Annotated in this window: 18 protein-coding genes; 4 read left to right on the top strand and 14 right to left on the bottom strand. The window is 61.3% G+C overall.

The window, feature by feature from the left end:
* The first annotated feature begins 72 nt into the window (after positions 1-72).
* The 4 genes from B3873_RS11205 to B3873_RS11190 all read left to right on the top strand — a co-directional run bounded on the left by B3873_RS11205 (position 73) and on the right by B3873_RS11190 (position 5,888).
* A complete protein-coding gene (locus B3873_RS11205) occupies positions 73-1,074 on the top strand; it encodes an HpcH/HpaI aldolase/citrate lyase family protein (protein ID WP_286866067.1) in 1,002 nt (333 codons plus the stop codon).
* A gap of 20 nt (positions 1,075-1,094) precedes the next feature.
* Entirely contained in the window at positions 1,095-1,634 is a 540-nt protein-coding gene (locus B3873_RS11200; protein WP_034333994.1) for a hypothetical protein, read from the top strand.
* Between the two features lie 142 nt (positions 1,635-1,776).
* Positions 1,777-4,488, top strand: a complete 2,712-nt coding sequence (acnA, locus tag B3873_RS11195) for an aconitate hydratase AcnA (protein WP_039785314.1) — start codon at positions 1,777-1,779, stop codon at positions 4,486-4,488.
* A gap of 152 nt (positions 4,489-4,640) precedes the next feature.
* Positions 4,641-5,888 carry a DUF2863 family protein gene (locus B3873_RS11190; protein WP_034333996.1) on the top strand — a complete coding sequence of 416 codons (1,248 nt, stop codon included), beginning with the start codon at positions 4,641-4,643 and terminating at the stop codon, positions 5,886-5,888.
* A gap of 245 nt (positions 5,889-6,133) precedes the next feature.
* Here the strand turns inward: B3873_RS11190 and B3873_RS11185 are convergent, their stop codons facing one another.
* The 14 genes from B3873_RS11185 to B3873_RS11120 form a co-directional block, all read right to left on the bottom strand.
* Positions 6,134-6,640 (bottom strand): chemotaxis protein CheW, encoded by a 507-nt coding sequence (locus B3873_RS11185; protein WP_006463271.1) that lies wholly within the window; start codon positions 6,638-6,640, stop codon positions 6,134-6,136.
* Positions 6,641-6,658: 18 nt separating this feature from the next.
* Positions 6,659-8,860, bottom strand: a complete 2,202-nt coding sequence (gene cheA / locus B3873_RS11180) for a chemotaxis protein CheA (RefSeq protein ID WP_209535431.1) — start codon at positions 8,858-8,860, stop codon at positions 6,659-6,661.
* A gap of 54 nt (positions 8,861-8,914) precedes the next feature.
* Positions 8,915-9,280, bottom strand: coding sequence for a response regulator (locus B3873_RS11175; protein WP_006463269.1), 366 nt, complete (start codon positions 9,278-9,280; stop codon positions 8,915-8,917).
* 129 nt (positions 9,281-9,409) lie between these two features.
* Positions 9,410-9,964 carry a hypothetical protein gene (locus B3873_RS11170; RefSeq protein ID WP_039785309.1) on the bottom strand — a complete coding sequence of 185 codons (555 nt, stop codon included), beginning with the start codon at positions 9,962-9,964 and terminating at the stop codon, positions 9,410-9,412.
* A gap of 84 nt (positions 9,965-10,048) precedes the next feature.
* Entirely contained in the window at positions 10,049-10,987 is a 939-nt protein-coding gene (gene motB / locus B3873_RS11165; RefSeq protein WP_039785307.1) for a flagellar motor protein MotB, read from the bottom strand.
* A 79-nt stretch (positions 10,988-11,066) separates the two neighbouring features.
* Complete coding sequence (motA, locus tag B3873_RS11160) at positions 11,067-11,927, bottom strand: flagellar motor stator protein MotA (protein ID WP_039785305.1); 861 nt, start codon at positions 11,925-11,927, stop codon at positions 11,067-11,069.
* A gap of 192 nt (positions 11,928-12,119) precedes the next feature.
* A complete protein-coding gene (locus tag B3873_RS11155) occupies positions 12,120-12,914 on the bottom strand; it encodes a class I SAM-dependent methyltransferase (protein ID WP_209535429.1) in 795 nt (264 codons plus the stop codon).
* A gap of 101 nt (positions 12,915-13,015) precedes the next feature.
* The gene (gene flhC / locus B3873_RS11150; protein ID WP_286866057.1) at positions 13,016-13,630 is read right to left on the bottom strand and encodes a flagellar transcriptional regulator FlhC; all 615 of its coding nucleotides are present in this window, start codon (positions 13,628-13,630) and stop codon (positions 13,016-13,018) included.
* A gap of 177 nt (positions 13,631-13,807) precedes the next feature.
* Positions 13,808-14,125, bottom strand: coding sequence for a flagellar transcriptional regulator FlhD (gene flhD, locus B3873_RS11145; RefSeq protein ID WP_034334003.1), 318 nt, complete (start codon positions 14,123-14,125; stop codon positions 13,808-13,810).
* Positions 14,126-14,797: 672 nt separating this feature from the next.
* A complete protein-coding gene (locus B3873_RS11140; protein ID WP_286866054.1) occupies positions 14,798-15,994 on the bottom strand; it encodes a cystathionine beta-lyase in 1,197 nt (398 codons plus the stop codon).
* Between the two features lie 193 nt (positions 15,995-16,187).
* Positions 16,188-16,598, bottom strand: a complete 411-nt coding sequence (locus B3873_RS11135; RefSeq protein ID WP_039785299.1) for a hypothetical protein — start codon at positions 16,596-16,598, stop codon at positions 16,188-16,190.
* Positions 16,598-17,974, bottom strand: a complete 1,377-nt coding sequence (rimO, locus tag B3873_RS11130; RefSeq protein ID WP_034334006.1) for a 30S ribosomal protein S12 methylthiotransferase RimO — start codon at positions 17,972-17,974, stop codon at positions 16,598-16,600. The genes B3873_RS11135 and rimO overlap by 1 nt, the downstream gene beginning before the upstream one ends.
* A gap of 194 nt (positions 17,975-18,168) precedes the next feature.
* Positions 18,169-18,735, bottom strand: coding sequence for a polyhydroxyalkanoate synthesis repressor PhaR (phaR, locus tag B3873_RS11125; RefSeq protein WP_008329998.1), 567 nt, complete (start codon positions 18,733-18,735; stop codon positions 18,169-18,171).
* Between the two features lie 303 nt (positions 18,736-19,038).
* A partial coding sequence (locus B3873_RS11120; RefSeq protein ID WP_286866050.1) for an SDR family oxidoreductase occupies positions 19,039-19,336 on the bottom strand: 298 nt, incomplete at its 5' end.

Raw genomic sequence — 19,336 nt, 5'->3', positions numbered from 1 at the left:
GGCCGTTTTCAGTATTTTGCAGTACGTGACATCACCCGTTCCGACAACCTTACCCCGCTCTCATTCGCAGCAATGCATCCTTCCCAGGTCTTGTTCCCAGGTGCCCAGCAACCGGTTTCGCTTCCGGTGTGCGATCACTACGCCGGCTCCGAAAAGCTGATGCGCAAGTCGATGGCCCTGCAGCAGGAGCTCGGTCCCTTGTTCGACATCACCTTCGACTGTGAAGATGGCGCTGCCGCCGGCAATGAAGCCGCGCACGCCGAACTGGTCGCCTCGCTCATCGCAAGCCCCGGCAATGTCCACCGCCGCATCGGCGCGCGCCTGCATGACGTGGGCCATGCGCATTTCGAGCAGGACGTGGCCATCATCTGTGGCGCCGCTGCGCGCGAGCTGGCTTACGTGATGTTGCCCAAGCCTGAAGGCATCGAGGACGTGCTGCGTGCCCTGGAGAGCATCAACCGTGCCGCCAATGCGGCCGGCCGTGCGCAGTTGCCGGTGCAGGTCTTGATCGAGACCCATGGTGCCCTGGCCGACGCCGGCAAGATCGCCGCCCTGCCCCAGGTGCAGTCGCTGTCGTTCGGGGTGATGGATTTCGTGTCGGCCCATTACGGCGCCATTCCCGGCAGCGCCATGCGCTCGCCCGGACAGTTCGACCATCCGCTGGTGCGCCGCGCCAAGCTGGAAATTGCTGCCGCCTGCCATGCGCACGGCAAGGTGCCGTCACACAACGTGACCACCGACATCAAGAATCCCGCCGCTGTGGCTGACGATGCGCGCCGCGCGGCACAGGAGTTTGGCTATACCCGGATGTGGAGCATCCATCCGGACCAGATTCGCCCGATCGTGCAGGCCCTGTCCCCTGCCACGGAAGAAGCCGACCTGGCGGCACAGATCTTGCTCAAGGCGCAGGCGGTGCAGTGGGGCCCGATCCAGCATCAGGGCAACCTGCACGACCGCGCCAGTTATCGCTATTACTGGAGTATCCTGCAACGCGCGCACGCCACCGGCATCGCGCTGCCGCCGGAGACTGCACCCTGGTTCGCCCGCGGCGACTCCCCCTCAACCACGCAGTAAACTTGTTTCGACCGACGTCCATGAAAAAGCACCTGACTCTCATCGCCCTGCTGGGCGCCCTCTTCGCCACCGCCGGCATCACTGCGGCGCACGCTGAAACCGATACCAAACCGGCCGCCAAGAAAAAGGTCGTCAAGAAGGCGCCGGCCAAGAAGGCCGCCGCTGCAGCTGCAGCAGCCCCCGCCGCCAAGATGCCGTTCTCTTCCGACGCCGAAGATGACGACAGCGAACCCGAACTGGGCGGCACCCTGTCGGCCGACTTCCAGTGCGAAATGGGCCACAAGCTGACCATCTGGAAGAACGAAGCCGACGACAAGCACATCGCCATCCGCTGGGACAAGCGCATCCACCGCCTGACCCGCGTGGAAACCACCACCGGTGCCAACCGCTTCGAAAACCGCAAGATGGGCCTGGTCTGGATCGGTATCCCGGCCAAGGGCCTGCTGCTGGACTCCAAGAAGGGCCAGCAACTGGCCAATGAATGCAAGAACGCCGAGCAGATCAAGGCCGCCGAAGCAGCACCGGCCGCCACCGTCGCCGCGGCACCCCAGAAGAACTGAGCCGGCAGGCAACCGCCAGCTCATCGCGTATCAAGCAACACAGAATCACAGAATCAGGCAGCACCCCGCAGTTCACCATTGCAGCGCAAACCGGATTCGACTAGCTAGCATCACTAAATTGCCAAATTAAGGAGAAGAGGCCATGTCTCGCAACACATTGAACACCCTGAAGGAATTCCCGATTTCCGGTTCCAAGAAGGGCAAGTTCTACTCCCTGCCCGCCCTGCAAAAGTCGCTGGGCGTGAATATCTCGCGTCTGCCGGTGTCGATCCGCATCGTGCTGGAATCGGTGCTGCGCAACTGCGATGGCCAGAAGGTCACCGAAGAACACGTCAAGCAACTGGCCAACTGGGGTGCCAAGGCCGCCCGCGTGGATGAGATCCCCTTCGTGGTAGCCCGCGTGGTGCTGCAGGACTTCACCGGCGTGCCCCTGCTGGCCGACCTGGCCGCCATGCGCAACGTCGCCAGCAAGCTGGGCAAGAACCCCAAGAACATCGAACCGCTGGTCCCGGTGGACCTGGTGGTGGACCACTCGGTGCAGATCGACCACTTCCGCGAGAAGAAGGCGCTGGACCTGAACATGAAGCTGGAATTCTCGCGCAACAACGAGCGCTACCAGTTCATGAAGTGGGGCATGCAAGCCTTCGACACCTTCGGCGTGGTGCCCCCGGGCTTCGGCATCGTGCACCAGGTCAACCTGGAATACCTGGCACGCGGCGTGCACAACAAGACCGGTGTCTACTACCCTGACACCCTGGTCGGCACCGACTCCCACACCACCATGATCAACGGCATCGGCGTGGTCGGCTGGGGCGTGGGCGGTATCGAAGCCGAAGCCGGCATGCTGGGCCAGCCGGTCTACTTCCTGACCCCGGACGTGGTCGGCGTGAACCTGACCGGCGCGCTGCGCGAAGGCGTCACCGCCACCGACCTGGTGCTGACCATCACCGAACTGCTGCGCCAGACCAAGGTCGTGGGCAAGTTCGTCGAATTCTTCGGTGAAGGTACCGAATCGCTGTCGCTGACCGACCGCGCCACCATCGCCAACATGGCACCGGAATACGGCGCCACCATGGGCTTCTTCCCGGTTGACGACGCCACCATCGACTACTTCAAGGGCACCGGCCGCACCAAGGCCGAGATCGACGCCTTCGAAGCCTACTTCAAGGCGCAAGGCCTGTACGGCGTGCCCAAGGCCGGCCAGATCGACTACACCCAGGAAGTCTCGCTGGATCTGGGCACCGTCGCCCCGTCGCTGGCAGGTCCGAAGCGTCCGCAAGACCGCATCGAGATCGGCAACGTCAAGTCCACCTTCTCCGACCTCTTCACCAAGCCGACCGCTGAAAACGGCTTCAACAAGAAGGCCGAAGACCTGACCGCGTCCTACAAGAACGCCGACGGCGTGGATGTGCACAACGGTGACGTGCTGATCGCCGCCATCACCTCCTGCACCAACACCTCCAACCCGAGCGTGCTGCTGGCTGCCGGCCTGCTGGCCAAGAAGGCCGTGGAAGCCGGTCTGAAGGTGGCCCCGCACATCAAGACCTCGCTGGCTCCTGGCTCGCGCGTGGTGACCAAGTACCTGGAAGCGGCTGGCCTGCTGCCTTACCTGGAAAAGCTGGGCTTTGGCGTGACCGCCTACGGTTGCACCACTTGCATCGGCAACGCCGGCGACCTGACCCCGGCGATGAACGAAGCCATCGTCAAAAACGACGTGGTGGCGGCCGCCGTGCTGTCGGGCAACCGCAACTTCGAAGCCCGTATCCACCCGAACATCCGCGCCAACTTCCTGGCCTCGCCTCCGCTGGTCGTGGCTTACGCCATCGCCGGCAATGTCACCCGTGACCTGATGACCGAACCGGTCGGCAAGGGCAAGGGCGGCAAGAACGTCTACCTGGGCGACATCTGGCCGACCTCGCAAGAGATCGAAAAGCTGCTGAAGTTCGCCATGAACGCCAAGACCTTCAAGGAAAACTACGCCGATGTGAAGGGCGCACCGGGCAAGCTGTGGGAAGCCATCAAGGGCGTCGCCAAGGGCGAAGTCTACAACTGGCCGACCTCGACCTACATCGCCGAGCCGCCGTTCTTCGAGAACTTCAGCGAAGAACCGACGGCTGCTGCCACCGGCATCAGCGGTGCCCGCGCCCTGGGCGTGTTCGGCGACTCGATCACCACCGACCACATCTCCCCGGCCGGTTCCATCAAGGAATCCAGCCCGGCCGGCAAGTGGCTGCAAGCCAATGGCGTGCTGAAGGCGGACTTCAACTCCTACGGCTCGCGCCGCGGCAACCACGAGATCATGATGCGCGGCACCTTCGCCAACGTGCGTATCAAGAACCTCATGATTCCGGCCAAGGAAGACGGCTCGCGCGTTGAAGGCGGCATCACCATTCACCAGCCTTCCGGTGAAGAAATGTCGATCTACGACGCCGCCATGAAGTACGTGGCTGAAGGTACCCCGACCATGGTCTTCGGTGGCGAAGAGTACGGTACCGGCTCCTCCCGTGACTGGGCTGCCAAGGGCACCCAGCTGCTGGGCGTCAAGGCCGTGATCGCACGTTCCTTCGAGCGTATCCACCGTTCCAACCTGGTCGGCATGGGCGTGCTGCCGCTGCAGTTCCTGGGCAACGACAGCGTGCAGTCGCTGGGCATCACCGGTGAAGAAAGCTTCGACCTGAAGGGCCTGGAAGGCGAGATCAAGCCGCAACAGGAAGCCACCCTGGTGATCCATCGCAAGAACGGCGAGACTCAGGAAGTCAAGCTGCTGCTGCGCATCGACACCCCGATCGAAGTGGACTACTACAAGCATGGCGGCATCCTGCCGTTCGTGCTGCGTCAGCTGCTGGCAGCCTAAGCAGCGTCCGTAGTCCCCTGCAGTACAGAAACGCCGGATTCGTCCGGCGTTTTTTATTGCCCCTTGGCGCTGTGCAATGGCCGCGGCGGCTGACAGGACTGACAAATCATCTACAATAGGCGGTTTCGTTTCCACAGATACAGATAGCCTACATGCGTCGTCCCGCCAAACGTTCCTCCTCCAAGCTTTCTGCCGACAGCCAGCATCTGGTGACTTTTGCGCAAGCCATCGCGCAGGCCTCCAGCCGGCTCGAAGAGCGCGCCTGGCTGAAACCCCTGGACGCCCTGCTCAACAAGCTGCTGCGGGCCGGCCAGCAGGGCCTCATCGATGCCGCCCTGGATCATCTCTTCAAGGCCGACCTGGATGCCTACGACATCCTGATCGAAGCCGTCGAGGCCGGCAGCGAAGCCACCTCGCTGGAACACGAAGGCCAGGACTACGATGTGCAGCTGCTGGTGCTGCCGGTGCTGGCCTGGACCCGCTTTGCCATCGCCTCCGGCCCCATCGGCAGCGAGCTGCTGACCGCCATCGGCGCGCACCTGCATGCCCACGTACTGGCCAAGGAGGCCCGCCTGGCACTGGCACCGAGCCTGTTCTCGATCGAGCAGCTGCCGCGCGTACACGCCGACGTCTTCGCCCTGACCCGCCAGATGGGCCAGACCGCCCTCAAAACCGGCCCGGTGCAGCTGCGCGGTGAACAGCCGCCCACTGCTGCCTTCCTGGCCGATACCCGCTACGTCATCGCCGCCGTGGTAGTGCCGGCCGGCGAAGCCCTGTTCCACTGGCAGGAAAGCGAACAGCAGAGCCACTTCTCGGCCCGGAAAGAGGCCGCCTTCGAAGCCTGGACCCAGCAGGCCACCCCGCTCTTCACGCGCCTGCTGCCGGGCTGCAGCGTCGAACTGTTGCTGCCGCAGGCCTATTTCTTCGGCTGCCGCGAAGCCGACAAGCGCATTCGCCCGGCCTCCATCCGCGCCGCCGATTACTTCCTGACGCAGACCCTGGACATTTCCTCCTCCGAACTGCACGCCAGCATCGGCGGCTTCTCCGAGGACATCAATGGCCAGATCGATGAATACCGCATCGGTTTTTCCATCGGCGGCGATCCGACCGTGGTCTATGGCACGGTCTGGCCGCTGTATGAACAGGAAAGTGGCGAAGACCTGCCCATGATGATCCCGACCGGTGCCGGTCTGCTGGAAGGCATCCCCACCAGCCCGCTGCAGCAGATCCTGACGGTGCTGCGCGAATGCGGCATCGTGCACATCAAGCATCATGCAGAACGCTTCACCATGGAGTTTTGCGACGACTGTGGCGCACCGCTCTTCCCTGACCGTGAAGGTGAACTGGTGCACGCGGAAATGCCGGAAGATACGCCTCCTCCGGTCGAGCATTTCCACTGAGAGATGAAGAAACGTCCTGCCGGGAGGCAGGACGCGCGATTCCGGGCATGGCCGGCGCGCCTAAAGCTTCACAGGCGCTGAAAAGCGCCCATAAAAAAGGCATCCACCACACGGCGGATGCCTTTTTCTCTTCTGTATCGGGCTATGATGCCCGCTTTTCCTGCGGTACCGAATGACGACGGGCGCCAGATCCGGACTGCGTCTCCTCCGGATCCCGTACTGCCGGCCTGCAGAGCCTCAAAGACTCAGGCAGCCAGCTTTTCGATCAGGCCCATTTCGGCGCTGGACATCAGCTTGTCGATGTCCACCAGGATCAGCATGCGCTGTTCCAGGGTACCCAGGCCGATCAGGTAGTCGGAGTCGAAGGTGGTGCCCATCTCCGGTGCCGGCTTGATCTGTTCCTGGGTCAGGGTGATGACGTCGGACACGCTGTCGACCACCATGCCCACGACGCGGCCGCCGATGTTCAGGATGATGACGACGGTGAACTGGTCATAGGTCGGCTCGCCCAGCTGGAACTTGATGCGCATGTCCACGATGGGGACGATGATGCCGCGCAGGTTCACGACGCCCTTGATGAAGTCGGGCGAATTGGCGATGCGGGTCACGGCTTCGTAGCCGCGGATTTCCTGAACCTTCAGAATATCGATGCCGTATTCTTCCTTGCCCAGGGTGAAGGCGAGAAATTCGTTTCCGTTGCTGTCGGTCTTTTCGCCGAAGCCGGAAAGATTCTTGGTTGCAGTGTCAGACATGTTGAGGCCCTTTAAAAATCAGGAAAATACAGATTCGTCATTCAATTGGCGGCTGGATCGCAGCAAGGCTGCCACATCGACAATCAGGGCAACGCCGCCGTCGCCCAGAATGGTAGCTCCGGAAATGCCAGCGACCTTTCGATAGTTGGATTCCAGATTCTTCACAACGATTTGCTGTTGTCCGATCAGGTCATCCACGAAAAGTGCCGCCTTTTTACCATCTGACTCCAAAATGACCACCAATCCTTGCGAAGGATCGGTAAATGAAGGCTCGATGTTGAAAATCTGATAAAGCGGGATCAGTGGCAGATATTCACCACGCACACGCAGCACCTGGCCCTGACCGGAAATCTCTTTGATATCTTGCGGCAAAGGCTGCAAAGATTCAACCACATATCCTAGCGGCAATATGTAAACTTCTTCACCGATGCGAATCGACATGCCGTCCAGGATCGCCAGCGTCAGCGGCAGCGAGATCGAAATGGTGGTGCCGAAGCCCTTGCTGGAGCGGATATCCACCGCACCGCCCATGGCCAGGATGTTGCGCTTGACCACGTCCATGCCCACGCCACGCCCGGAGACATCAGTCACCTGCTCGGCGGTGGAGAAGCCGGGTTCGAAGATCAGCTGCCACACTTCGGCATCGGTCAGGCTGTCGGTGACCGGCATGCCCTGCTGCTTGGCCTTGGCCAGGATCTTGTCGCGGTTCAGGCCGCCACCATCGTCGGTGACTTCGATGATGATGTTGCCGCCCTGGTGCTCGGCCGACAAGGCCAGCACACCTGCCTCGCCCTTGCCCGCTGCGCGGCGCGCGTCAGGCAGTTCGATGCCGTGGTCGATGCTGTTGCGCACCAGGTGGGTGAGCGGATCGACGATACGCTCGATCAGGCCCTTGTCCAGCTCGGTAGCGGCGCCGTGGGTGACGAACTCGACCTGCTTGCCCAGCTTGTGCGCCAGATCGCGCACCATGCGCGGGAAGCGCGAGAAGACGTAATCCATCGGCATCATGCGGATCGACATCACCGATTCCTGCAGATCGCGGGTATTGCGGCTCAACTGGCTGACGCTGTTGAGCAGATGTTCGTGATGCATGGGATCGAGCTTGCCAACACGTTGCTCGATCATGGCCTGGGTAATCACCAGTTCGCCGACCAGGTTGATGAGCTGATCGACCTTTTCGATGCTGACCCGGATCGACGACGATTCCTGTCCGCCGGCGCCCTTGGCCGCTTTCTTTTCACCGCCGTGATCACCCTGCAGATGGCCGTCGTCGTGATGGCCGTTGCCGTTACCGTTGCCATTGCCGTGACCGCCAGTGCCGCCAGTGCCGGCGGTGCCATTCGCATGGGCGTCGCCCTCGCTTTTCTTGGCGCTGATGTCCAGCGGCACGAAGGGAGCGAAGAAGCCGTAACCCTGCTCGCGTTCCTTGTCTTCGATGGCGGTGTGGTTGTCGAAGAAACCATAACCCTGGGCGCGTTCACGCTCTTCCTGGGTCACGAAATTGTCGAAGAAACCATAACCGCGCTCTTCGTCACTGCCCTGGGCAGGATCGACGGCCTGCGACACCTTCAGATCGGCCACGTTGACGATGAAGGCGCAGATGGCGACCACGTCATCGATCGGTTCGGCCGTATCAAGGATGAAGATCCACTTTCCCTCGGGCGACTTGGACTTCTCCAGCTTGCCCAACATGGCCAGCTCGTCGGCCAGGGCCTCGGCATCCTTGTCGCTGATTTCCGGCATGTCCAGCCGGTAGCGGCTAACGCCGCCGGGTCCGACCACGGCGCCGGCGGGCGCCGCCGCGTCCGTCTTCGGCGCAGCCGAGGCACGCCGGCCCTGGGACAATTCCTCCAGCAGCATGCGGACATTGCCGACCGCGTCCTGATCCACCTCGGCACCATGCTTGTGCCCGTCCAGCATGGACTTGAGCACATCCTTGGCGGCCAGGAAGGCATCCACGTGCTCCGAGGTCAGCTTCATCTGGCCCTGGCGGATGCGATCCAGCAGCGACTCCAGAACGTGTGTGACTTCGGCAATATCGGTCAGGCCGAAGGTGGACGAACCACCCTTGATCGAATGGGCGGCACGAAACACCGCGTTGAGGTCCTCCGGATCGGGAGACGCCACATTGACGGCCAACAACAGCTTTTCCATTTCCGCGAGGCCTTCCTCGGCCTCGTCGAAAAAGACCTGGAAAAACTGGCTCATATCAATGCTCATGCCTGGGCTCCATGCTGGATGCAGTACGTATCTTCTTCTTGTCCCGGCAAACGATCAGCCGATCACCTTGCGCACCACCTCGGTCAGGCGCTGCGGATCGAAGGGCTTGACCAGCCAGCCATTGGCACCGGCGGCCTTGCCCTTGGCCTTCATCTCGTCGCTGAACTCGGTAGTCAGCATCAGGATGGGCACACGTGCGTAACTGGTCAGCTCGCGCAGGGAGCGGATCAGCGTCAGGCCGTCCATGCGCGGCATGTTCTGGTCGGTCAGGACCAGGTCGAAGGTATGCGTCTTGGCCTTTTCCAGCGCGTCCACCCCGTCGACCGCCTCGGTCACGTTGTAACCTGCAGCTTTCAGACTGAATACCACCATCTGACGCAGTGACCCGGAATCATCTACTGCGAGAATCGTTTTGGACATCGTTACTCCCTGTTTCTTCAATAAGGCTCATGCGCGTATGCATTATGCCGCACCCTTGGCCACCGACCTACCGCCCAGCCAAGGCCGGAATGACCTAGTTCAATCTTGTACCACTCAGCCAGCCACCGATCAGAACAGCTCGATGTCGCCACTTTCCATGCGGGTCTGGCGCACTGCTTTCCAGAGCCCGGTATCGAGCATGTTGAGGCGCTCTTCAATCGCCTGCACCGTGCTGGCCAGCAATTCCTTGACCTCTTCGTCGGTCTGGCCCTGCTCGGGGACGATCTCGAAGCTGTTCGCACTCAGGACCCCCAGCGCTTCACGCAGGCCGATCACGCGGCGCACGATGCGTTCCAGCAGCTGGCTGGTCATGTCCTGGAACTGCAAGCCGGTCACGGCCGCGTTGACGTAGTGGCTGACTTCGCCCTGGGTGGCCTTGAGCTGATCAATGCTCGCGCTGTCGAACTGACCGCTGCCGTTCATCAGGCCTTCCAGGATGGATTGCTGTATCTGTACCGCGCGATGCAGCTCCATGAAACTGTTGCCCAGCTTGCCGATGGCTTCGCCCAGCAGGATGTTGGTCTGGACCAGGTCCGACTCCACTTCCGTCAATTGGCGGCTGCCGCCGCTGGCAGTATCGAGCAACAAGCGCTTGAGCTCCTGCAGCATGGTCTTGGTCGGCATATCCGGCTCTCTTCCCCTGTTCAATTGGAACACTTCTGCTTCATTGGCAAACCGCGCGCACCCGCGCCGGCGTGGCATCTGTTATCAGTTCTTGGCCGGCGCACTCAGCCCTTGCTGCACATCTTCATCGCTGGCATCGGTGGGGACGTTCAACGAGCCGCTATCCTTTTCCACCAGTTCTTCCGCCTTCTTGTTCATGACGATGATGCTGATGCGGCGGTTGATCGGGTTGAACGGATCTTCCTTGTCCAGCAGCACCGCCGAGGACAGGCCCACCACCCGCAGCACCTTCGATTCGTCCATGCCGCCGGTAATGAGTTCGCGGCGCGAAGCATTGGCGCGGTCAGCCGACAGTTCCCAGTTGCTGTAGCCCTTCTCGCCGCGCGAATAAGGCGTGGCATCGGTGTGGCCGGACAGGCTGATCTTGTTGGGCACGTCGTTCAATGTGCGGCCGATCTCATGCAGGATTTCCTTGGTATAGGGCTGCAGTTGCGCACTGGCCAGGGCAAACATGGGACGGTTCTTCTCGTCCACGATCTGGATGCGCAGGCCTTCCGAGGTGATGTCGATCAACAGCTGGTTCTTGAACTGCTTCAAGGTCGGATTGGAATCGATGGCCTTTTCCAGGCGCGACTTCAATTCTTCCAGGCGGGTGCGCTCGGCGCGCTCCAGTTCCTGCTGTGCCTGTTTCAGGTTCTGCTTGCGCGAGACCACATCGTTCTCGCCCTTGCGCAGCTGGCCGTCCTGGCGGGTCAGATCCTTGCCGCCGCCGGGCAGCACCGTATTGGCATCACCACTGCCGGAACCGCCGGCCATGGCCACCTTCAGCGGCGTCTTGAAGTATTCGGCGATCCCGTTCAGGTCGCCCTTGGCGGTCGATCCCAGCAGCCACATCAGCAGGAAGAAGGCCATCATCGCGGTCACGAAGTCGGCGTACGCAATCTTCCAGGCGCCACCATGGTGACCCCCGCCGCCTTTCTTGATCCGCTTGACGATAATGGGACGTAGACCTTCGTCGGCCATGCCTGTGCTCCTGCTTCAATACTGATGTCTGTGTGAATCGACCTGCCTGCCGGCCTCCCCTGGCCGGCCTGCTGACCGCTTACTTGCCCTTGGCCTGCTTGACGTGCTCTTCCAGTTCGAGGAAGGTCGGACGTTCGGTCGAGAACAGGACCTTGCGGCCGAATTCGATCGACAGTGCCGGCGCATAGCCATTCAGGCTTGCCAGCAACGTCACCTTGACGCACTGGTAGATCTTGGTCGATTCGTGCAGCTTCTGTTCCAGCAAGCTGGAGAGCGGGCCCACGAAACCGTAGGCCAGCAGAATACCGAGGAAGGTACCGACCAGCGCGTGCGCGATCAGCATGCCCAGCTCGGAGGGAGGGATACCCACCGACTCCATGGTGTGCACCACGCCCATCACCGCCGCCACGATACCGAAGGCCGGCATGCCGTCGCCCAGCTTGGCGATGCAGTGCACCGGAATCTCGCCCTCGTGATGGTGGGTCTCGATTTCGTTGTCCATCAGGTTTTCGATCTGGAACGCATCCATGTTGCCCGACACCATCAGGCGCAGGTAATCGGTCATGAACTCGATCAGGTGATGGTCCGCCAGCACGCCAGGGTACTTGCTGAAGATGGGGCTGCTTTCCGGCTCTTCGATGTCGCCTTCGATCGACATCAAACCCTCTTTACGGGATTTGGTGAGGATCTCGAAGAGCAGCGCCATCAGCTCCATGTACAGCGCCTTGGTGTAGGTGCTGCCTTTGAAAACAGTGGGCAGCGCCTTCAAGGTGGCCTTGATCGCCTTGTTGTTGTTACCGACCAGGAAAGCGCCCCCTGCTGCACCGCCGATCATGAGCAGTTCGATCGGCTGAAACAGTGCCCCCAGGTGGCCCCCTGCCATGGCAAAGCCGCCGAAGACGGACGCCATGACCACGATATATCCAATGATGACTAACAAGTGCCTACTCCCGTCCCTGTGGCGTTGAGTGTATTTTCACGTTCGTCAGATTACAGGTATTCCAGTCAAGCAAATGGGGGAATACATATCCGAAAAACGCCCTTCCTTTTCGATTTACGGCTGAATTCGCGCAAACTTGATACGTCGCGTCTCGCAGCCCCGTGTAAAGGGCGTCTTTACCCATGCAACGTGTCACATGCGCCATCCGTGCAGCACCCTGCCCCCGTCCTCCGGTTCGACCACCACATCCGGGGTGGTGCCGGGGATATGGAATTCGTAGCTCAGAAGCAGCGTCCCCGGCTTCATTTCCGCGCGCGCCTTGTGCCACAGCGCCTCCATCGCCGCCGGTGACAGGTAGGCAAACACCACGTCATAGTCACCAAAATCCAGCAGCAGGTAGTCGCCGCGCACGAAGCGGCAGCGATTGCCCGCCAGCGCCGCCCGCAGCCGGCTCACCAGCCACGGCAAGGGCGCAATCTCGATGCCGGTGAATTCACTCTCGGGCCGGCGGCGCGACAGGTCCAGGACGGCACCGCCCAGGCCACTGCCGATATCCATGAAACGGATCGGCCGCCCCTCGGGCAAGAGACCCGCCACGGCATCCCAGGCACTCTGCCCGGAAGGGTAGAACGGCACCTGGCTGCGGAAGGTCGACCAGAACAGCACCAGCATGAACAGGAACACCGCCAGGAACACCCACGACGGCAGGTGCAACTGACCGACGCCCAATGCCGCCAGCGGGAACACCAGCAGGATCAGCCACCACCACGCGGCCATGCGGCGCAGTCGTGCCAGCAGCGCAGCGATCACGCCATGCAGCAGGGAAGTCTGGAGGGGGGAAAGAGGAGCGAGACCGGCGCGCTGGAACAGCACGTCCAGCACGTTGGCACCAATCAGGCCCAGCACGAACAGCAGCAAGGCCTGGATGGCCGGCGCCTGCCACAGAGGCCTGCGCCCGGCACCGGGGTGATTCTCAGGTTCGGACATCGAGGCAATCGGCCTTATTCTTTTTTGGTTGAACACCCTGGCCCATTACCGCCTTGCTGCTGCTCACCAGCAGCAAGGCATCGGTACATCCCTGCTCCGGCTCAGGCCACGGCGGCCAGCACCGGCGCGGCGGACAGCGGCGCGGAAGCCGCAACCGGCATCGCACCGTCGACCAGACCCATGATGACCGCATCCTTGGCCTTCTTGGTCTTGCCGGCGCGCGAGGGCATGTGGCACAGGCCGCACAGGTAGTCCTGATGCAGGTCCAGGCGATGCACCACGAAGTGGCCGTGGCACTTGCAGCAGGCCGTGGTCATGAGCATCTTGCTTTCGAAGAAGCGCACCAGCGTCCAGGCACGGGTCAGCGACAGCACCGGCTCGCCGGCATCGTTGTAGCCGACCTGCTCCAGGTAGAGCTTGTAGGCCTTCATGACGGCCTCGATGCCACTGATGCGGGCATGCTCGATCAGGTAGCGGTGAATGTTGATGAACAGCGAAGAATGGATATTGGGCTGCCAGGTGATGAACCAGTCCGTCGAGAACGGCAGCATGCCCTTGGGCGGCGAGACACCCTTCAATTCCTTGTACAGCTTCAGCAGTCGCTCGCGCGACAGCGAGGTTTCCGATTCCAGCAACTGGAGGCGTGCCCCCAGATTGATCAGTTCAATGGCCAACTGAATTTCCTGCGCCTCTGTCACAACGCTCTTTTTAGCCATGGTGCAACCCCCCGGTGATTTCGTAATAAAACTGCCTGACCCCAATTCGCCGGCCCCGGGCGGGCGAACTTTCAGGCATGAATGCAAGACTGAAACTGAATAACTCTGTAGAACGTCTTCCCCTCCGGCGCGTTGACTGTCCCTGGCCACGCCGGCCATGCTTTTTGTCTTGTTGTTTTACGAAATTTGTTCGCCGGGCTGGCAGGCCATCAGGATGGCTGCGTGTGACTGCGCCAGGCTCTTGTCCTTGTTGTAGTTGGTCAGCATGCCGAGGATGGCGCCGTCGTCGAAACGGAAACGGGTCAACATCATGTTGGTCGCCGCCAGCTTCATGATCTGCACGTTGGACAAGCCTTCGATCAGATCGGCGATCTCGGCGCTGATACCCAGACGGAAGATTGCGGTCGGTTTGTCCGAACGGATCATTTGCTGCGCCAGCATGAGATAGCTCAGGTTGGCATCGCGGATCTCCGCCATCATGTCGTTGGTATTCATTTGCACCCCACCTCGGTAAGTACTTCCTACGGCTCACGCGGCTGAACGCTGCATCGAGCTACTTACAATCGCTTACATTTACTTGACTGCAAGCCAATTCTGAGGGGGGCAGGACAGGCGGGAAATTAGACTTGGTCGGTATTTTTAGACGGAGAGAAGCCCGAGCATCTTGTAGGTGTCCGTCTTACACGACTGCGGGATATCGGTGAAGATTTCCATTCTGGCAGCCGAAGAGCGAGGAGGCTCGTGACTTTGCGCGCCAATCAGGAATTTCCTGATCAAAAGGTTTCCTGGTTGAAATGACAAAAGAAAATTGTCTTCCAGGCAACAAAATAAGTTGTAAATATTCGATGACAAATGCCCTCTTGTTGCTTGGGGACGACTAGCTCATCCAGTTTTTTGGGCACTTCACTGTAGTTGGCTTCAGGAAGAACACCCAGAAAACTTTCATATATTTACCCGCTTTGATGATTTTTGCGCAACGTCAAAAACCATCGGGAAGTCACCGTATCGAGAATTGCTACCATTTTATGACGCTGCCAAGTGCGGCAAAACGATAAACAGATGCAGCATTTACCTTTATTCAATTTCTTTTGTGCAAACTGAACCTTGTCGGCCATCAGACGCGCCCTGCCCCGCTGCCGACACCGGCAGCCGAGCAGGGCTGGCCAGTCAGAGCTTGCTCAAGGCCTGCTCGATATCGGCAATGAGGTCGGCGGGGGCTTCCAGCCCGATGTTGAAGCGCACCAGCACGCCTTCTCGCTGCCACTGGTGGCGCATGCCGCGCATGCGGTAGGGCACGCAGAGGCTGTGGGCACCGCCCCAGCTGTAGCCGATCTTGAAGAGCTGCAGGCTGTCGACGAAGCGGTCAGTCTGCTCTTCGCTGTAACGGGAATCGAAGATCACCGAGAACAAACCGCCCGCCCCTGTGAAGTCGCGCTTCCAGTGGGCGTGTCCTGGGCAATCTTCAAAGGCCGGGTGCAGCACCGCCACGATTTCCGGGCGTTGCTTGAGCCAGGCCGCGACCTTGCGCGCGGCCGCATCGTGGGCCTCGAAACGCAGGCGCATCGAAGGCAGGCTGCGCAGGACCATGTAGACGTCGTCCATACCCACGCCGAAGCCCAGGCGCATGTGGGCCAGTTCCAGTTTCTCGTTGAGGGCCTGGTCGCGCACGATGACAGCGCCCATCAGCACATCCGAGCCGCCGGACTGGTATTTGGTGACGGCTTGCATGACGATGTCCACACCGTGTTCGAAGGCCTTGAAGGCGATGCCGGCCGCCCAGGTATTGTCGATGGCCACCAGCACACCCTTTTCATGCGCGGCACGGCACAGGGCCGGGATGTCAGGCACTTCCATCGAGACCGAACCGGGTGCTTCGGTCCACACCAGGCGTGTATTGGGCTGGATCAGCTCGGCCAGGCCGGCGCCGACCATGGGGTCGTAGAAGCGTGCGGTGATCCCGAAATCACGCTCCAGCCATTGCCCCAGGTCCTTGCTGGGGCCGTAGACGTTATCCGGCAGCAGCACGTCGTCGCCCGTCTTCAGGAAGGCGAAGTTGACCATCGCGATGGCCGCCAGGCCGCTGGGGGTGACACGGCAATAGGTGCCGCCCTCGATCTCGGCTAGCCGCGCTTCCAGCACGAAGCTGGTCGGGGTGCCGTGCAGGCCGTAGGTATAGCCCAGCTTTTCGCGCCAGTCGCGCGAACGCATGGCGGCCACGTTGGGGAACAGCACGGTGGAAGCGTGATGGATGCCGACCGGGAAGGCCTCAAAGCCGTCCGGAGCGCGGTAGCTGCTGTGGACCAGGGCGGTCTGGGGATCAAGCGGGAGAGAAGATGCGGGGGACGTAGCGTTGGAATCGGACACGGGTCTGCCTCTGGAAACGATCGCGCCCCAGGAACGGGGCGCAAAGGTCTCACTATACGCGCAGCTTGTTCACATCGAAAGCAACAGAAGCGGCCGGAAAACCCGAGAAATGGCGGGCATGGCAGAACAGAGTGAACACAGCTTCATATCGCCCGTACAGCGCCGCAGTCTGGCCTTCGCTGCCGGGCAAGCGTCAGGGCAACTGCAAGGCAAAGGGCTTGCTGATGCTGCCATCGGCGCTGGACCAGGTCCCGGTAATGGACTGGCCCTGGCGGTGCCCTTCCCATTGACCGGAGACATCCTTGCCGTTGACCGATTCTTCCATCAGCAGGTCATCGCCATCGACCTCGCCCGCTACCAGGATCTCGGGCGAACCGCCAAAGAAGAAGTAGCGCCCTTCCAGGCCATCTTCATTTTTCTTGGGCTGCAGCGAGAGCTGGATGTCGCGCCCGTCGATCTGGCCGCGCAGCACCAGAGCGTGCGTCATCAGGGTCTGCTGCAGCGAGCCTTCAGGCGCATTGGCAGCGGGGCCGGACGCAGCGGCCCACGCTGGCATGAGTCCGCTGGCACTGCACAGCACCAGCGCCATCAAGAGCGCACGCATCACTCGGCCGCGCCCCACAGGTCGTGGGCGTCGGCGGCGGTGATGCGCACGTCGACGAACTGGCCCACTTCCAGCTTGCGGTGCGGTTCGAACGGCGGTTTCACATAGACCACGCCATCGATCTCGGGCGCATCCGAATAGGTGCGGCCGGTACCGCCATTGCGGTCCACTTCATCGATGAGCACGCGCAGGGTCTTGCCGACCTTGGCTTGCAGGCGTTTCTTGGAGATCTCTTCCTGCAGCTGCATGACACGGCCACGGCGTTCTTCGCGCACTTCTTCGGGCACCGGGTTGGCGATCTCGTTGGCGGTCGCGCCTTCCACCGGGGAATAGGCGAAGCAGCCCAGACGATCGATCTCGGCTTCCTTCAGGAAGTCCAGCAGATACTCGAACTCGGCCTCGGTCTCGCCGGGGAAGCCGGCGATGAAGGTGGAGCGGATCGTGATGTCCGGGCACAGGGCGCGCCAGGCCTGGATGCGCTCGATGTTCTTCTCGCCATTGGCGGGGCGCTTCATGCGCTTGAGCACGTCCGGGTGGGCATGCTGCAGCGGCACGTCCAGATACGGCAGGATCTTGCCTTCGGCCATCAGCGGGATGATCTGGTCCACGTGCGGGTACGGATACACATAGTGCAGGCGTACCCAGGCGCCGTACTGCTGGGCCAGTTCGCCCAGGGCACCGACCAGTTGGGTCATGTGGGTCTTGATCGGCTTGCCGTTCCAGAAACCGGTACGGAACTTCACATCCACGCCATAGGCGCTGGTGTCCTGGGAGATCACCAGCAATTCCTTCACACCGGCCTTGAAGAGGTTCTCGGCTTCCAGCATGACATCGGCGATGGGACGCGAGACCAGGTCGCCGCGCATGGAGGGGATGATGCAGAAGCTGCAGCGATGGTTGCAGCCTTCCGAAATCTTCAGATAGGCAAAATGCTTGGGGGTCAGCTTGACGCCCTGCGGCGGCACCAGGTCGATGAAGGGCGCATGCGGCTTGGGCAGGTGCTTGTGCACCGCCTGCATGACCTCGCCCACGGCATGCGGGCCGGTCACTTCGAGGACCTTGGGGTGGATCTTCTGGATGATGTCGTCGCCGTCGGCATCCTTCTTGGCACCCAGGCAGCCGGTGACGATGACCTTGCCGTTTTCGTTCAGGGCTTCGCCGATGGCGTCCAGCGACTCCTGCACGGCGGCATCGATGAAGCCGCAGGTATTGACGATCACCAGGTCGGCACCGTCGTAGGACTTGGCGGTATCGTAGCCTTCGGCACGCAGCTGGGTCAGGATCTGTTCGGAATCGACCAGTGCCTTGGGGCAGCCGAGGGAGACGAAGCCGACCTTGGGCAGGGCCGGGGTGGCGGGAGAAGACGGGTTGGACATGGCAGAAGGCTCAGTGAGACGGGCCGCAAACGGCCGAAAATACGGGAAACAGCGAAAAATGCTTTAAAAATCAGGGCGCTATTGTACATCGTCCGCCCGATTGCGCCCGATTTTGGCGTGTCCGGACGGGCGGCGGCGCCACAAAAGCAAAACGGCCCGCGCGGGGCCGTTTGCTGAAGGGGCCGGGAGGCCGCTTACTTCTTCTGATCCGGCGGCGTGCCGGGCGCGCCAAAGGGGAAGGTGCCGAACATGTTCTTGGTCTGGCTCTGCATCTGCTCCTGCATCTGGATGAACAGATTCTTGCTCTGTTCGATGTAGTTGCTCATCATGCCCTGCATCATCGGACCTTGCACGTTCATGAACTGGGTCCACATCTCGGGGCTGAAGGGCTTGCCTTCGTAGAAGCCCTTGGAATTTTCGGCCAGCTTGTTCTGGATGTCGATGAAGGTCTGGATGTTCTTTTCCAGATAGTTGCCCATCATGCCCTGCATGGCATGGCCGTAGTAGCGGATGATCTGCGACAGCGCGCCACTGGAGAACATCGGCACACCGTGCGACTCTTCTTCCAGAATGATCTGCAGCAGGATGCTGCGGGTCAGGTCATCGCCGCTCTTGGCGTCGACCACGGTGAATTCTTCATTGTCCAGCACCAGTTGCTTGACGTCGGTCAGCGTGATGTAGGAACTGGTCTGGGTATCGTAAAGACGGCGGTTGGGGTATTTCTTGATCAAGCGATCTGCCGAATTTTTTGCAGTAGTCATCTGAAGTCCAGTCTCTCTCTCATTGCAGCCGTCTTGCCGGCCTTGGTTTGCAGCGGTGCGGGAGGCTTCGATGCAGTCCTCACCCGCGGGCGTCCGGGACATTGCGCTGTCCTCTCCTTGCTTCTTCACTCTTCTGCTGTATGCCACCTGCGTTTTGCAGGGCAGCAACGCAAGCCATTATAGGGGTGAAGAGCGGCAAAAGGGGAGCCCCGACGTGCCAGACTGACAAAATCCCAGCCTGCGGCACACGTAAAAACGGCCACGCTTGCGGCATTGCCGCGTGCGTGGCCGTCGAGGACGGCATCAGCCCATGTACAGGCCGCCGTTGAGCGAGAAGTCCGAACCGGTGGCGTAACCGCCTTCAGCCGAAGCGATCCAGGCGACGATGGAGGCGATTTCCTCCGGCTCGCCCAGGCGCTTGACGGGGATGCCGGAGACGATCTTCTCCAGCACTTCCGGACGGATCGCGCGCACCATGTCGGTACCGATGTAGCCCGGCGAGACGGTGTTGACGGTCACGCCCTTGGTCGCCACTTCCTGCGCCAGCGCCATGGTGAAGCCGTGGATGCCGGCCTTGGCGGTGGAGTAGTTGGTCTGGCCG

The sequence above is a fragment of the Herbaspirillum sp. UBA812 genome, assembly GCF_002296545.1.
Classification (GTDB): domain Bacteria; phylum Pseudomonadota; class Gammaproteobacteria; order Burkholderiales; family Burkholderiaceae_D; genus Herbaspirillum; species Herbaspirillum huttiense.
The sequence above is the reverse complement of the archived record's forward strand: the minus strand, read 5'-3'. Positions and strand labels throughout refer to the sequence as shown.